General features: G+C 58.3%; 14 protein-coding genes. 8 read left to right on the plus strand and 6 right to left on the minus strand.

Annotated features, from left to right (window positions below; all coding sequences use genetic code 11):
- Nucleotides 1–3: 3 nt before the first annotated feature.
- Nucleotides 4–1,215 (minus strand): CaiB/BaiF CoA-transferase family protein, encoded by a 1,212-nt coding sequence (locus tag Q9R35_RS12445; protein WP_086069711.1) that lies wholly within the window; start codon nt 1,213–1,215, stop codon nt 4–6.
- 158 nt (nt 1,216–1,373) lie between these two features.
- Between Q9R35_RS12445 and Q9R35_RS12450 the strand changes: the two genes are divergently transcribed.
- Genes Q9R35_RS12450 through Q9R35_RS12470 form a run of 5 tightly spaced genes read left to right on the plus strand, consistent with a single transcriptional unit; the run spans nt 1,374 to nt 6,292 of the window.
- A complete protein-coding gene (locus Q9R35_RS12450) occupies nt 1,374–2,183 on the plus strand; it encodes an IclR family transcriptional regulator (protein WP_063690053.1) in 810 nt (269 codons plus the stop codon).
- A 24-nt stretch (nt 2,184–2,207) separates the two neighbouring features.
- Nucleotides 2,208–3,356 carry an acyl-CoA dehydrogenase family protein gene (locus Q9R35_RS12455; protein ID WP_311219933.1) on the plus strand — a complete coding sequence of 383 codons (1,149 nt, stop codon included), beginning with the start codon at nt 2,208–2,210 and terminating at the stop codon, nt 3,354–3,356.
- A gap of 41 nt (nt 3,357–3,397) precedes the next feature.
- Entirely contained in the window at nt 3,398–4,363 is a 966-nt protein-coding gene (locus Q9R35_RS12460; protein ID WP_311219934.1) for a tripartite tricarboxylate transporter substrate binding protein, read from the plus strand.
- A gap of 1 nt (nt 4,364) precedes the next feature.
- A complete protein-coding gene (locus Q9R35_RS12465) occupies nt 4,365–5,474 on the plus strand; it encodes a nitronate monooxygenase (protein WP_311219935.1) in 1,110 nt (369 codons plus the stop codon).
- Entirely contained in the window at nt 5,474–6,292 is an 819-nt protein-coding gene (locus Q9R35_RS12470; protein WP_311219936.1) for an enoyl-CoA hydratase/isomerase family protein, read from the plus strand. Before Q9R35_RS12465 ends, Q9R35_RS12470 begins: the two co-directional genes overlap by 1 nt.
- Before the next feature lie 9 nt (nt 6,293–6,301).
- Here Q9R35_RS12470 and Q9R35_RS12475 read toward each other — a convergent pair whose 3' ends face one another.
- The 4 genes from Q9R35_RS12475 to Q9R35_RS12490 are packed head-to-tail and all read right to left on the minus strand — an operon-like array spanning nt 6,302 to nt 9,823.
- The gene (locus Q9R35_RS12475) at nt 6,302–7,738 is read right to left on the minus strand and encodes an NAD(P)/FAD-dependent oxidoreductase (RefSeq protein WP_311219937.1); all 1,437 of its coding nucleotides are present in this window, start codon (nt 7,736–7,738) and stop codon (nt 6,302–6,304) included.
- Nucleotides 7,731–8,021 (minus strand): (2Fe-2S)-binding protein, encoded by a 291-nt coding sequence (locus Q9R35_RS12480; protein WP_210939135.1) that lies wholly within the window; start codon nt 8,019–8,021, stop codon nt 7,731–7,733. Before Q9R35_RS12480 ends, Q9R35_RS12475 begins: the two co-directional genes overlap by 8 nt.
- A complete protein-coding gene (locus tag Q9R35_RS12485; RefSeq protein ID WP_311219938.1) occupies nt 8,014–9,243 on the minus strand; it encodes an FAD-binding oxidoreductase in 1,230 nt (409 codons plus the stop codon). Before Q9R35_RS12485 ends, Q9R35_RS12480 begins: the two co-directional genes overlap by 8 nt.
- Nucleotides 9,244–9,286: 43 nt before the next feature.
- Nucleotides 9,287–9,823 carry a helix-turn-helix domain-containing protein gene (locus Q9R35_RS12490; RefSeq protein ID WP_026483973.1) on the minus strand — a complete coding sequence of 179 codons (537 nt, stop codon included), beginning with the start codon at nt 9,821–9,823 and terminating at the stop codon, nt 9,287–9,289.
- A gap of 360 nt (nt 9,824–10,183) precedes the next feature.
- Here Q9R35_RS12490 and Q9R35_RS12495 point away from each other — a divergent pair, with 360 nt between their 5' ends.
- From Q9R35_RS12495 to Q9R35_RS12505, 3 genes are all read left to right on the plus strand, one after another.
- Nucleotides 10,184–11,098: a Rid family hydrolase gene (locus tag Q9R35_RS12495; protein ID WP_311219939.1), complete on the plus strand. Its 915-nt coding sequence runs from the start codon at nt 10,184–10,186 to the stop codon at nt 11,096–11,098.
- Nucleotides 11,099–11,141: 43 nt separating this feature from the next.
- On the plus strand, nt 11,142–12,065 hold the full coding sequence (locus tag Q9R35_RS12500) for a dihydrodipicolinate synthase family protein (RefSeq protein WP_042485077.1): 924 nt from the start codon (nt 11,142–11,144) through the stop codon (nt 12,063–12,065).
- A 165-nt stretch (nt 12,066–12,230) separates the two neighbouring features.
- Nucleotides 12,231–13,415, plus strand: coding sequence for a porin (locus Q9R35_RS12505; RefSeq protein ID WP_199265218.1), 1,185 nt, complete (start codon nt 12,231–12,233; stop codon nt 13,413–13,415).
- A gap of 247 nt (nt 13,416–13,662) precedes the next feature.
- Here the strand turns inward: Q9R35_RS12505 and Q9R35_RS12510 are convergent, their stop codons facing one another.
- Entirely contained in the window at nt 13,663–14,118 is a 456-nt protein-coding gene (locus tag Q9R35_RS12510) for a GFA family protein (RefSeq protein WP_311219940.1), read from the minus strand.
- Nucleotides 14,119–14,232 lie beyond the last annotated feature (114 nt).

Genomic DNA, 14,232 nt, shown 5'->3' on the forward strand with positions numbered 1-14,232 from the left:
TTTTTAAATGACGCCTTGTGCACGCAGTTCGGCCAAGGCCCCGGTATCCAAGCCCAAGGAGGCATAAATCTCGGCGTTATGTTCACCCACCGCTGGCCCGGTGTGAGGCACGGGCATCGCACGGCCTACCACTCTGGGCACAACACAAGGCGCGGGCAAGCTGCCGTACTCCGGATCGGCCAAACGAATGATCATCTGCCGCGACTGAAAATGCGCATCAGCCTTGATGTCCTCAATATCGTAAACCTTGCTGAACGGCACCTGGAACTGGTCCAGCAGGGCACTGACCCGTTCAAAACTCAGCCCGGTGAAGCGGCGTTCCAACTCGCTATCGAGCGCCTGCATATGCTGGACACGATGAGGCAAAGTATCAAAGCGCGGGTCCTCTATCCATTCGGGGTGCCCGAGCGCCTGACAAAGCCGCTCATACACCGCCTGCGATGAAGCGACCACAGTGAAATACACCCCGTCCTGGCTGCAGTACATATTGGACGGAGCCGTATAGGTCGTACGGTTGCCCACGGCATGCCGGACCTGGCCCAACTGTTCATGCTCGACCGCCAAAGGGTCAAACAGACGGAAAAGGGCCTCTGTAGCGGCCAGATCCACCTCCACACCCCTGGCTTGCGGATCGGCGCGCAAGCGCGCAATTTCCGCAGCAATGGCAAAGGCACAGAACACACCAGCGATCGAATCCCCAAAGGGGAAATTGCCATGCAAGGGCGGGCCATCGGGCATACCCGTCAAATTGGTAAAGCCGCTCATCGCTTCAAATACCCGCGCAAAGCCGGCCCGCTGGCGATAAGGCCCCGTCTGCCCAAAGCCCGTCAGACGCACCACGATCAGACGTGGATTGATGCGATGCAAAGTCTCGATATCCAAACCCCAGCGATCCAGGCTGCCGGTACGAAAGTTCTCGACCAGCACATCAAAACCCGCAATCAGCTCCAGGAAAATTTCCCTGCCGCGTGGCTTGCGTACATCCAGGGTGATGCCCTTCTTGCCGCGATTGGCCACCTTCCACCACAAGGGCTGCCCATCCTTGACCGGCTGCATGTGACGCAAGGCATCACTGCCATTGGGAAGCTCCAGCTTGACCACCTGCGCCCCATGATCCGCACACAGTGTCGCCCCGCTGGGAGCCGCAAGAACTGTGGCCATATCAAGAATACGCACCCCAGCAAGCGAGCCGGTATGGGAGTCATTTTGGTTCATGGTTGTCCGGATCAAAAAGTGATGAAGAGCACCATTTATGACCCAGCCTATCCACTCGGGCAATATAGGATTTCGCACAGCGAAACAGTCTGTCCGAATCGTTGACTCCACCTTTTGGAGAACGAATCATAAGTCCACCTGTTCGGAGAATCTGCCACGTGAACACTATTACTTTGCCCGGTTTGGTCAACCCGCATGACCTCTCGTCCGACCGCCAGTTCGCCATGAATCTGGCGCGCGGCATGGAGGTATTGCGCTGCTTCACCGTACACACTCCATGGCTGGGCAATCGCGAGATTGCCGAACGAACGGGCCTGCCCAAACCAACCATTTCCCGCCTGACCTACACCCTGACCCTGCTCGGTTATCTGGATCGGGACCCGCAGCGCCAGAAGTACCGGCTAGGGCCGGGCGTGCTCTCGCTGGGCCATCCGCTACTGGCCAGCATGCAGATCCGCCAGTCGGCCAAACCCATCATGGAAGCCCTGGCACGCAGCACGGGCTGCACGGTCAACCTGGGTATTCGGGACCGGGGCAATGTGATCTACATCGACTCGGTGCGTGCGGATACGGCCAACCATCATCTACCCGACATAGGCACTTCACGCCCGCTGCTGCCCAGCGCTATTGGACGCGCCTTGATCCTGGCTCATCCCATGGCCGAACGCACCGCCATTCTGAACTACCTGCGCATTCACGATCCACACGCCTTCGAGAGCCACCAGAAGCTATGGACCGACGACGAGCAACGCTACAAACGTGAAGGCTATTGCCTGTCCAAAGGTGACTGGCATGTCGATATCCATGCCATCGCATTGCCGGTGCGCCGCATACCCGGTGAATCACCCGTCGCCATGAACTGCACCATTGCTGCCCATCAGGCGCGCAAAGGCTATCTGACACAAGACGTATTGCCACAGCTGAAGTCGGCCGTACTGCAACTGGAACTGGCCCAGGGCCTGCACTGACACCCCCTTTTTTCGGAGAAATCCATGATACGTGATGCCGCCCGACTCGATGCCTTGCTACATGAAGTGCGCGAGTTCCTCCACGCTGAATGCCTGCCATTGGAAGCCCTGGTGGACAAGAACGACCAGATCCCCGAAAGCGTGGTGCAGGGCATGCGAGAGCTTGGGCTGTTTGGCCACAGCATTCCCCAAGCCTACGGCGGCGCCGGTCTGACAACCGAAGAGTTGGCCTTGGTCAATATCGAAGTCTCCCAGGTATCTGCCGCTTTTCGGGCCCGCTTTGGGGGCAATACCGGCATCGCGTCCGAGTCGTTGGTCGTGGATGGAACTGAAGACCAAAAGAGGCGCTATCTGCCCCTATTAGCCTCCGGAGAAGTAACCGGCTGCTTTGCGCTGACAGAGCCCGATGCAGGCTCGGACGCCACCGCTCAAAAAACGGTCGCAGTACGGGACGGGGACTACTTCGAAATCACCGGAAAAAAGTGCTTTATCACCAATGCGCCCATTGCCGATTTGTTCACTGTGTTTGCCCGCACCGACCCCGACTCCACAGGCTCTCGCGGCATCTCCGCTTTCCTGATCGAACGCGGCACTCCAGGGCTGCACACGCCCCTGGCCTACAGCAAGATGGGTCAGCATGGCTCGCCCGTGGGTGAGGTCGTGCTGGACAAGGTACGTGTCCATAAAGACGCGATTATCGGCGGCCTGGAAGGGCAGGGTTTTCGCACCGCCATGAAAGCGTTGAACAAGCAGCGCATCAATCTGGCGGGCCTGTGCGTGGGCCCCGCATTGCGATTGGTTGACGAAATGGTGCGCCATGCCCGCACCCGTCAGCAATTCGGTCAGGACATCGCCCAGTTCCAGCTGGTGCAGCAAATGATTGCCCAAAGCAATACCGAAGCCTATGCCGCAAGAGCGCTGGTCCTGGAGACTGCCCGCAAACGGGACGCTGGCCAGGACATCACCCTGGAAGCATCCATGTGCAAATTGTTCGCCTCTGAGATGTGCGGTCGCGTCGCCGACCGGGCCGTGCAGCTTTTTGGTGGCAGCGGCTATATCGCCGACAACGTTGCTGAACGCTTTTATCGAGACGTACGTGTATTCCGTCTTTATGAAGGCACCAGCCAGATTCATATCGCCAACATCGCCAAGCAGACCCTGGCACAGGCCTGAACACCGAGCCAGACCCACACCATAATAAATCCGGAGACAATATGCGATTCCTGCACCTGCCCCTTGCCTGCCTGCTCACGGCAGCCCCATTGGCCGCCGCCCACGCTACCTACCCCGACAAACCCATCAAAATCGTCGTCCCGTTTTCGGCCGGCGGTATTGTGGATTCCGTAGCCCGCCTGGTGGGGGAAAAACTAACCAAGCAGCACGGACAAACGGTAATCGTGGAAAACCGCACCGGCGCGGGAGGCGCTATCGGTACGGACTACGCGGCGCGCGCCCCAGCTGATGGCTATACCTTGCTGCTGGTCAGCCCCAGCCATGCCGTCACCACCAGCTTGCAACCCCGTGTCACCTGGGACCCGGTAGAGAGTTTTCGCGCTATTGCTGGCTTTGGGATTGTCCCCAATGTGATTGTGGTGCACCCCAGTGTGCCGGCACAGAACATGGCACAGCTGATCGAACTGGCCAAAAAGAAAGATCCACCACTGACATACTCGACTGCAGGTATAGGCACATCCAACCACTTGTCTGGCGAATTGCTGGCTCAAGAAGCTCAGATCCCCCTGACACACATCCCCTACAAAGGGCAAAGCGATGCCTTGAACGATCTGCTGGGTGGGCGTGTGGACCTGATGCCTTTGACAGCAGCCTTGGCCATGCAACATGTCAAAGCGGGCAAGCTGCGCGCCTTGGCAGTGACCACCAGCGAGCGCGCCAAAGCCTTGCCCGACCTGCCCACCGTGGCGGAATCCGCCAATTTGCCCAACTACTCCGTCGGGACGTGGTTTGGCCTGGTCGCTCCGAAAGCAACACCAGACGAGATTGTGAATCAACTCTACAGCGATATGCAGGCCATTCTGGCCATGCCCGACGTACAGGAGAAATTCAATATGCTGGGTATGGAGCTGAACCCGCAATCGCCCCAGGAGTTCGACGAGTTTGTTGCCGCTGAACAGAGCAAATGGGCCCAGGTCATCAAGCAAGCCAATATCGAGAACAATTGATATGAGTCTGCTGCGTACTCCCCTGTGTGACACCCTGAATATTGCTCACCCCATCTTCGGGTTTTCTCATGAACCCGATGTGGTGGTAGCAATTGCCCAGGCAGGGGGGTTCCCTGTTTTAGGCCTGGGGCGGGATGCACCGGACGACATTCCGGCCATCATCACCAAGGTCGAACAGGCACTGAACGGGCTGCCCTATGGCATCGACTTGATGCTGCCGAGTAAGGTCCCCGCCCAGGCAGACCCCGAAAGCATGCGTGCCAGCCTGCCCAATGAGCATCTGGAATTTGTGGAGTCCCTGCGTCAGCGCTTCAAGATAGAAGCACCCACACAGCCCAGCTTCTTTACCAGCCATGTGCGCTCAGAGGCTTTTTTTGAGGCGCAGATCCAAGCCGTACTGAACTCCAACGCTAGTGCTGTCGCCACCGCCATTGGGATACGGCCTGAGTTGATCCAGGCCGCCCGCGCACGAGGCAAAGTGACCATGTCACTGGTCGGCGCGGTACGCCACGCCCACAAGGCCATGGCACTGGGTGTAGATGTACTGGTAGCCCAAGGCTATGACGCGGGCGGACACACCGGACCGATCGGCACCATGGCGCTGTTGCCACAGATTATTGCCGTCGCAGGCAGCACACCCGTTCTGGCTGCGGGCGGTATCGCTACCGGCGCACAAATTCTGGGCTGCATAGGGATGGGGGCTCAAGGAGGCTGGTTAGGCACTCTCTGGATGGCCGCCAAGGAAAATCACACGCCACCGGCCCTGCTGCAACGCTTGATCCAGGGAGACAGCGAAGACACCGTCATCTCTCGTGCGCACAGCGGCAAACCATGTCGTGTCATCCGTAGCGAGTGGATTGACGCCTGGGCCGCAGCGGACGCACCCACTCCTTTGAATATGCCCTTGCAACAGGTTCTGACAGGCGATGTATTTGCCTCCGTTCATCAGCACAACAATCAGGATCTGATTTACGAGGCTGCAGGCCAAAGCATTTTCGGTATTCAGGAATTGACAACTATTGCCGAGCAAATGGCGGGCCTGGTCAAAGGCATGGACACCGCCTGGGCGCGCTTGCAAAGCATGGCTCAGTACACGCCCAAGGAGCCCTGATGTCTGCCCACCTTGAGGTCTCCAGCCTGCATATTGAGGACGGTATCGCCATCTTCACGCATCAACATCCTGCCTCCCGCAATGCCATGTCCGAGTCACTGCGCAAGGACTACATGCGGATGCTGGAGCAGGTTCGAGCCAACCCGCAGATACGGGTCTTGATCCTGCAAGGCTCCGAAGGTGCCTTTTGTTCGGGCGGCAATATTCACGAGATGGCACAACGGCATGCCGATCCACAAGCCAGCTCCCCCATGGCCACACGCCAGCGGCTGGATCACAGCAGCTCCTGGCTACGCCAATTGCTGGAACTGGATGCACTGCTGATAGCGTCTGTAGACGGGGCTGCAGCCGGTGCGGGATTCAGCCTGGCCTTGCACGCGGATTTCATTCTGTGCAGTGCACGCAGTCGCTTTCGCATGTCTTTCCCCCGCGTTGGGGCCGTCGCAGATTTTGGCGCGCACTATCTGCTCCCGCGCATGGTGGGCCTGTCAGTCGCCCGCGACCTGCTGCTGACAGGCCGCAGCCTGACGGCAGCCCAGGCAAGGCGGTTGGGCTTGGTCCATGCCGTCCATCCTTCCGAACACTTGCCCACGGCTACGCTTGCATTCGCTCGCCGCCTGCTGGAAGGTCCACCCGAAGCCCTGGCACTGAGCAAACGTCTTCTCAACCTAAGCTTCGACATGAACTATGGAGCACTGTCCAACCTGGAGGCCCTGTCTCAGGCCGTATCCATGAATACCCGCTACCACCAGGACTGCGTACAGCAATTTCAGGCCGGCCAAACACTGGCTTATGACTGGGATCGGCAAGAAAAATAAGCAGGCCGCTTATTTCATATTCGCCAACACCGCGACCGGCACAGGCTTCACAGGCGCTTGAGCCTTGTAAATTCCCACTTGATCCATACCCCTGCCCAAACGACTGGCCAGCATCTGCGCCACGGTGTGTTGGCAATAGCGCCCCTGGCACATCCCCATTCCGGTACGGCAGGCCAGTTTGATGCTGTTAATGTCCGCCACATAAGGATGGGCATCCAGAAACTGATTCACCTCCTGTGCCGTGACTTCCTCGCAGCGGCACACCACCGTATCCGGAGTGATTGCCTGGGTCAGTGCCTCCAGCTTGGGGGCCGACAAGGCAATAACAGTGTCGGTAAAACGACGATTACGACCCAGGCGCAGTTGCAGGTCGGCAATGGTTTTTTCTATCTCTGTCACGGCAGCTGGCTGCTGCAACTCCAGCACACATTGCCACGCGGCTAGTTCACCTTGCAGATGAGCATTGAATGCCCCTGCAATGCCCGTCTGCTCTCCAGCAACCAGCACGCCTGACTGGGTACTGCGCAGCCTGTCATCATGCTGCACCAGCCAGCCGCCAGCGGCACTGTCCCACCGAACAGCGCAGCCAGCCTGACGCGCCAATTCCGTACTGGCGAGCAGGCCATAACCCACGACCACCGTATCTGCCTCTACACGTCTTTGTGTGCCCGCCATGGCGTGCCAGTTTTGACCGACGTTACATAGCGTGGCAGCCTGAACGGACTCGTCCCCATGAGCACGCTCTATACCCGTAGCAAAGCGCAAAGGCACGCCATGACGACGCAGTTTCAACAAGATCGTCAGCAGTTGTTTAACCAGCCTGGACTGTCCTGGCAGGGCACGCGTAGCGCGCAGCATTTCCTTCATGGACGGCAAGCTGCGGGCAATGGCAACTTCGGCAATCTGTGCACCGGCATCCAGCAACAACTCAGCAACCAGAAGCAGCAGGGGATGGCCGCCCACCAGCAGGAAACGCTGTCCCGGCATCAGGCTTTGACTCTTGATCATGGTTTGCACTCCACCGGCGCTCAGCACGCCCGGCAAGGTCCAACCCGGAAAGGCCACGGGCAAGTCATAGGCCCCGGTCGCAATCAACACCCGGCGAGCTTTCAGCACGGAAGCACCCTGTGGGCCAGCAGTGCCGATCTGACGCACATGTTCATTCTGCGGGTCGTCAAAAATCCCCCACACCAGGGTACTGAAATGCCACTGCACGGCCGTGGTGCCACGCGCCCATTCAAACAAGCTGTGTGAAAAAGGATAGGTGTGCATGGAGTCCGGATCCGCCGCCGCAAACTCCTCGGGCGCCTGCCTGAACACCTGCCCACCAAAGCGCGGCTGCTCGTCCACCACGGTCACGCTTAAACCCTGTGAGCTGGCAATACGGGCCGCAGACAGTCCTGCCGGACCTGCCCCCACAATCAATAAATCCAGAATGTCAGACATGGTCGGCTACCTCGATCTGCATGCCGCTACGCACCGTGGTCATGCAACTGCGCTGCCCCTGCACCCCGTCAATGGTCACAATGCAGTCAAAGCACACGCCCATATTGCACACCGGACGACGGGGCGCGCCACTGGCGGTACGGCGAAAGGCACCGACACCGGCCGCCAGCAAGACCGTCGCCACGGTTTCACCAAGATAACAGGCGGTCTCATGACCATTGATAGTCACCACGGCAGGCTCGAAGCGCTGGCGTTTGTGCAGCAAGCGTTGTGCGTCAGGCAAAGGTCAAACTCCTAAAACGATCAGGATCATAGGCAGAGATATCCAGGCTGGGCGGCTGGCCCAGCATCTGCGCCACCAGCAAATGGGCGTAGGTCAAACCCAGGGTGAATGCGGCTCCGCCGGTGGCAATGAACAAACCGGGGCGGTGCGGCACCTGACCCAGCAAAGGCAGCTGGTCCGACACTAAAGAGGTCACCCCGGTCCAGGAGCGCAAGACAGGCAAAGAGGCCAATTGAGGGACCACGCTGCAGGCGGTATGCACGCTGCGTTGCAAAGAATCCAGGTTCAGACTGGGCTTGCGTTCCAGATCCGCGATCCCGTTACGGTGATGCAGTGTGGAAGGCCAGCCGCCGCCAATCAGCACCGTACCTTCTGCGGTTTGCTTCAAGGACAGGCGTCGCCCTACGTGCTGGAACAGGTAATCCATGAAGGGGGCGGTGCGCGCAGTGGCCGTCATGGTCAGGGCAATCGGGCTGACGGGTAACTGCGAACCGGTCATTTGCGCAATACGCCCGGACCAGACACCGGCAGCAATCAGAACCTGCTTGCTGCGGCATTGCTCGCCACTGAGCACTTGGGCATGCCAGTCAGAACCCACACGCTTCAAGTCCACAACCTGGCATTGGCTGACGATCTGTGCCCCCAGAGCACGTGCGGCGGCGGCCAGGGCCAGACTAGCGCGACGCGGGTCGGCTTTGCCTTCATCAGCACAAAAAGCCCCCATCAACACGGAGTCCGACAAATAGGGCGCTTTGGCTTGTAACGCGGCCCGGTCCAGCAGCTCGACCTGCAGACCAGCCTGGTTTTCCAGGCGGCTTTTTTGTTCCAGAACCTGGGCTTGCTGAGCCGTTTCTGCCAGCATGAAGCCGCCTTTCTGGCGCACACCCACCGACACACCCAACTGATCTTCCAAAGCCCGCCAGCGGGCAATGGCGTCCACATGCAAGGGCATGGCTTGCAAGGCGCGTTTGCTGGCCTCCAGGCCCGCCTCGATCATGCGGTATTCCATCTGGAAATGCAGGCTGCCCGCGTTCTGGCTGGATGCCTGCAGGCCCAGCTCACCTTGTTCGATCAAGGTCACGGGCACACCCGCCAGGCTCAGGTAATAGGCAGCGGCGCAGCCCAGCAGCCCGCCGCCAATGATCAGGACATCCGTCCGGGTGGGCAGGGTGCCAGGGGCACAGGCAGGTAGGGGGGAAAGAGAATCAGGCTTGGGGCTCATAGTGTAGTGATGCGGTACACCGTGCGCCCCGGATCAAGACAAATCAGGGGACGGGCGGGGTAATCGACATGATGATTTCCGCTTCCTCCGTTCCCCGGTTCAGGTAACGGTGGCTTTGGCGTGCATCAAAGCTGATGTTCTCACCAGCTTTGACGTCAAAACTTACCTTATCAATCTCTGCAGTAATGACACCCCGGACCACATAGACACTTTCCAGGGACGGGTGCGACATATCGTCCATGGACTGTTGACCGACTTCGTAAACAGCCCGGAACACTTCCATCTCGCCATTGCCCCGGGTGAGCCGTTCATAGACGACGCCCCCACGCGGGCCACGCAGCAACATGCGTTCACCCGGGCGGCTGATCCATACCGACGGCCCCTTGCTGGTATCCATGAACAAGGAAGACATGGATTCCCCAAAGATCCCGCTGAGCTTGCGCAGGGTCGTCAAACTGGGTGTGGTGACACCGCGTTCTACCTGACTGAGCAGCGTGGGCGAGAGCTTGACCATCTGCCCCAACTCCCGCAGGGACAGACCCTTGGCCACGCGCAGCTCATGAAGTCGTTTGCCTATCATTCTGAAGTCCTATGTTCGTGTAGTTATGTGTAGCCGAACTTCACGAATTATAGGGTAAGAGAGGCAGCCTAATGGTGTGCAAATGCATGTTCTGAAACTGCACAAACCGTGCAGTTTCAGTGCTGAATTCTTCCAGACTTTACATGTGTGCACAAGTACTTTACACGCAACATCGATATGGACGTCACAAACCTAAATCACAAGCCATTGTTTATAAACAATAATTTACCTAGGGAAAATACGTAGTCCGGTTTTTCAACAAAAAACTACAGGCCTAAAGTATTATTTAACCGTAAATTATGTGCAGTTTTATTGCACAACCTTGTATACAGCCCCTGTACGGGCACAAACGGAGACTTCATGACATCGCCTGTTTTGCCATTGGCTATTGAACAAATTGATCACGCCGCCTGGACCGTACCCGATCTGGATGCGGCCATTGCTTTTTATGAACGCCTGTTTGGTGCCCGCCAACTCTACCGTCTGGGGCCCATCAACAGTGCTGACCTGCCCCGTTCTGCGCAAGGCAAAGACTGGACCCACGCCCACCTGGACGTACCCGATGCCAATCTGGAACTGGCCTTTATGGTGCTGCCCAATGGCTTTCATATCGAGCTGTTTTCCTACGCACAACCTGCCAGCGACACCCAAAAGGCCCTGAAGTCCAATCATGTGGGTGCACATCACCTGGGTTTTCTGGTGGCCGATCTGGATCAGGCGGTTGCACAACTTGAACAGCACGGCTGCACAGTGCTGGATCGAATCGCCTTCGATTCGGGCCCCACTGCGGGAGCCCAGTTTCAATACTTCACCGACCCCTGGGGCAATATTTTTGAGCTGGTCCAACGCAGTCAGCCACTGAACGCCCCCCAGGGCCGTGAATGCGTGAATCCGGCATCGCTCTACAACAGCACCAACTTCGGTTTTTCGCACGCGGTCGTGCAGGACAACAGCCGCACCGTGCATCTGGCCGGACAAGTCGCCTGGAATGGTGAAGGGCAGTTAGTGGGCGCAGGCGATCGCATCGCACAAACCCGCCAGGCTTTGCAGAACCTGAAAACCGTCCTGAAAGAAGCCGGTGCCAGCCCGCGCGATGTCGTGCGTTTGCGCACCTATCTGGTCGGCCACACACCTGAAGAGCTGGGCCCGATCTGCGCACTGATCAACGAGTTTTACGAGGGGGCCGAACCGGCTGCCAACACCTTGCTGGGAGTCGCCAATCTGGCGCTGCCAGACATGCTGGTCGAGATCGAAGCCACGGCACGTCTGCCCTGAGCCAGAGGCCTCCTCTTTTCTTCAACCCATACAAGTGACACACATGAGCAAGAAACACCGGGTGAACTGGAAGGGCTACATCCCGACCACCATCACCCCTTTTGATGAAGCACGACAGCTGGATGTACCGGCACTGCACAGCATGCTGGAATGGCTGCATGCCGAGGGCATGCACGGTCTGTTTGTAGGCGGCACCACCAGTGAATGGACCAGCCTGTCCAACCAGGAACGGGTAGAGCTGTTCCGCGCCAGTGCCGACGCCATGCGCGGCAAGCTGCCGTTGCTGGCGGGCTGTACCGGCTACACACCCGCCGAAGTGGTCGCTCTTGCTCAAGAGGCTCAGGCACTGGGCTATGAAGGGGTCGTGATTGCACCGCCCCCGTATGTACGCCCCAACGACAAGGAAATCCTGGCCTTTTACCAGCAGATTGCCAAAGAAATCACCTTGCCTATCGTGATTTACAACTGGCCTGCCGGGACCGGAATCGATTTGTCGGTGGATTTGCTGGAGCAACTGAGCGATATCGATGGTGTCGTCGGCATCAAGCAATCCAGCCCCAGCATTGAACAGTTCATCAAGACGCTGTTCCGCCTGAAAGACAAGGTCCGTGTGTACGGCTTTCGCATGGACGAGCACGGCCTGTCCCTGCTGCAAAGTGTGGATGGCGACGGCACGATTGGCGCAGGCGGCGTGTTGGGCCGTTATCAGCCTGATTTTTACAACCACATCTGGCGCGGCGATATAGACGCTGCCCGCGCCTGCGGCCAGAAAGACATACAGATTCTGCAACGCTGGTACACCCCCGAGCTGATCGGCCGCTACGGCTCTTCGCCCTCGGTGCTGAAAGTTGCATTCAAGATGCGCGGCGTACCCGTGCAGCCCTATGTACGCCGCCCCATTCTGGAGGTCGAGGACACCGAGATAGACGTCATACGCCAAACTTTGGTCGATCTTGAACTGATCTAAGACCCCTGCCGCGAGTACCGCCGGTACTCGCCCCACACCCCCTTCGCTGGTACACGGCGCAGGCACTTTGCCCTGCCTGCTTTGTTGCGCCTGTTTCTTGCTGCATCACTTGCGGTAGGGGGATTGCTGCACGCTTTTTTTATCTACCACGAAGGAGAAGAGGAATTGAAAACAAGAAATAAAACCGCGGTCAGTACGGCCCTGTTTTTACTGATGGCCAGCTCGGCAGCCCACGCATCCATCACCCTGTACGGGATTCTGGACACGGGTGTTGGCTACGACATGAACAAAGGCAATAGCAGCTACAGCCGGGACCGAACCGATGCTACCGAGTTCAAGACCTCGCGTCTGGGCCCCAACAGCGGGGTGCACTTTGGCAGCCGCTGGGGTATCCGTGGCACGGAAGATCTGGGCAACGGGCTGCAAGCCAAGTTTGTGCTGGAAAGCGGCTTTGATGTGCCTACCGGCCAATCCATTCAGGGTGGTCGCCTGTTCGGCCGTCAGGCCACACTGGGTCTGGCAGGCGAGGACTGGGGCCAGGTGGATTTCGGCCTGAAGAACAATATGCCTACCGAATACTTCAGCATGGCTCACCCCTTGGGTGGCGGTGGCGGGATTGTGGGCTTTGGATCGACCTTCAGCGTGGCCAACACGGTGCGTTACGACAACCAGATCCAATACCAATCGCCCACGCTGAACGGCTTTCAGTTCGGTATTGGCTATTCCTTCAACATCAACGGCAAGCAGCACTGGGATAGCGAGCGCCCGGACGGCACCAACAGCAAGGACAGCAATATCCGTGCAGTGACCACCGGCCTGCGCTACAACAACGGCCCCTTGAGTGCCGCTCTGGTGTACGACCAACTGCACATCAATAAACAGTCTGCCAGCGGCGCACGTCCTGCTGCCGACTCCACCCGTGTCAGCGCCTGGGCGGGTGCGGCCAGCTACGACTTTGATGTGGTCAAAGTTTTCGCCGGTATCGGTCAAACCCGTGACGGTCTGTTTGCTACCCAGGTCTTTGGCCTGAGCAACGTCACCAACCCCTTGCCATCCTTTGCTGCGGTACCGGGCCTGCGGATCAACTCCTACTCCTTTGGGGTGACCACACCCCTGGCCGGTGGACGCTTCTCGCTGGGCTGGAACATGGCTGATCCACGCAACTTGCCAGAAAGCATTACCGGCCCCAATGCACAAACCAAACGTCAGCATGTGTACTCGGTGGGTTACCAGTACGACCTGTCCAAGCGCACCATGGTGTACGTATACGGCGGCTATGCGCAGAACCTGACCTTCCTGCCAGACGCACGCGCTACGCAGCTGTACGTGGCCTTCAACCACAAGTTCTAAAGCGGGATGCCCCCTCGGGGGCCATACCGTAATTCGCTGTACTGTTTTTCCGTAGATACGCGATTCTGTTCCGCGATATCTGTTTTTATACGCCCCTCTACGCTAGCCGTAAGGGGCGTTTTTTTACCACCGGGCCGCTCCCGAGGCTCGGTACCCCATGTAAAAGCGCCCCTCGATGGGGCTGCAAGCCGAAGGTACTGCTTGGGGGTATTTCTTATTGGTCGCAGCACAAAGCAGGCAGGCAACGTCAGTCGTCCTGCGTCTCCGGATTAGCCTTATAGCGCAGCCAGCCAGCAATCACACTGCCACCACCCGATCGATCCTTGGGATGGCTGCGGCCTTCATTAACCGGCACTTCCTCAAAATCGAAGGGGCTCATGCCTTCAATACAGGCCACATTCACACCATACTGCTCCGGGTTGGAGCGGCGCTGATGGAAGGTATAAATCCCGCAATGCGAACAGAAATAATGCCGGGCCTGCCCGGTGTTGAACTGATAAAGGGTCAGAGCATCCTGCCCTTGCTCCACCTGAATATCTGCCAGGTTCGCCGACACCGCCACCGCCCCGCGCATGCGGCAATACGAGCAATTGCAACGGCGCGCCGAACGCAGACCATCGGTCAGCTTCACATTGAAACGAACGGCTCCGCAATGGCAGGCCGCTTTGTACACAGGGCGGGTATCAGGGGTGTTTTCAGTCATGAATGGCTTTGAATCACAAGGAGACCAGGGTGGGAAATGTCATGCTAAATCACAAACGCAAAAAAAACCGGGCCAAAGGCCCGGTAAAAGTGGTTTGCCTAATGAAAGACAGAG

This window comes from Alcaligenes sp. AB3 (assembly GCF_031844565.1).
Taxonomy (GTDB): Bacteria; Pseudomonadota; Gammaproteobacteria; order Burkholderiales; family Burkholderiaceae_B; genus Alcaligenes; species Alcaligenes faecalis.

What these genes read in the sequence shown, in the direction of transcription:
- Q9R35_RS12495 (WP_311219939.1), top strand. Translation starts at nt 10,184, where the DNA reads ATGACATCGCCTGTTTTGCCATTGGCTATTGAACAAATTGATCACGCC.
- Q9R35_RS12500 (WP_042485077.1), top strand. Translation starts at nt 11,142, where the DNA reads ATGAGCAAGAAACACCGGGTGAACTGGAAGGGCTACATCCCGACCACC.
- Q9R35_RS12510 (WP_311219940.1), bottom strand. Translation starts at nt 14,118, where the DNA reads ATGACTGAAAACACCCCTGATACCCGCCCTGTGTACAAAGCGGCCTGC.
- Q9R35_RS12460 (WP_311219934.1), top strand. Translation starts at nt 3,398, where the DNA reads ATGCGATTCCTGCACCTGCCCCTTGCCTGCCTGCTCACGGCAGCCCCA.
- Q9R35_RS12455 (WP_311219933.1), top strand. Translation starts at nt 2,208, where the DNA reads ATGATACGTGATGCCGCCCGACTCGATGCCTTGCTACATGAAGTGCGC.
- Q9R35_RS12465 (WP_311219935.1), top strand. Translation starts at nt 4,365, where the DNA reads ATGAGTCTGCTGCGTACTCCCCTGTGTGACACCCTGAATATTGCTCAC.
- Q9R35_RS12470 (WP_311219936.1), top strand. Translation starts at nt 5,474, where the DNA reads ATGTCTGCCCACCTTGAGGTCTCCAGCCTGCATATTGAGGACGGTATC.
- Q9R35_RS12445 (WP_086069711.1), bottom strand. Translation starts at nt 1,215, where the DNA reads ATGAACCAAAATGACTCCCATACCGGCTCGCTTGCTGGGGTGCGTATT.
- Q9R35_RS12490 (WP_026483973.1), bottom strand. Translation starts at nt 9,823, where the DNA reads ATGATAGGCAAACGACTTCATGAGCTGCGCGTGGCCAAGGGTCTGTCC.
- Q9R35_RS12475 (WP_311219937.1), bottom strand. Translation starts at nt 7,738, where the DNA reads ATGTCTGACATTCTGGATTTATTGATTGTGGGGGCAGGTCCGGCAGGA.
- Q9R35_RS12485 (WP_311219938.1), bottom strand. Translation starts at nt 9,243, where the DNA reads ATGAGCCCCAAGCCTGATTCTCTTTCCCCCCTACCTGCCTGTGCCCCT.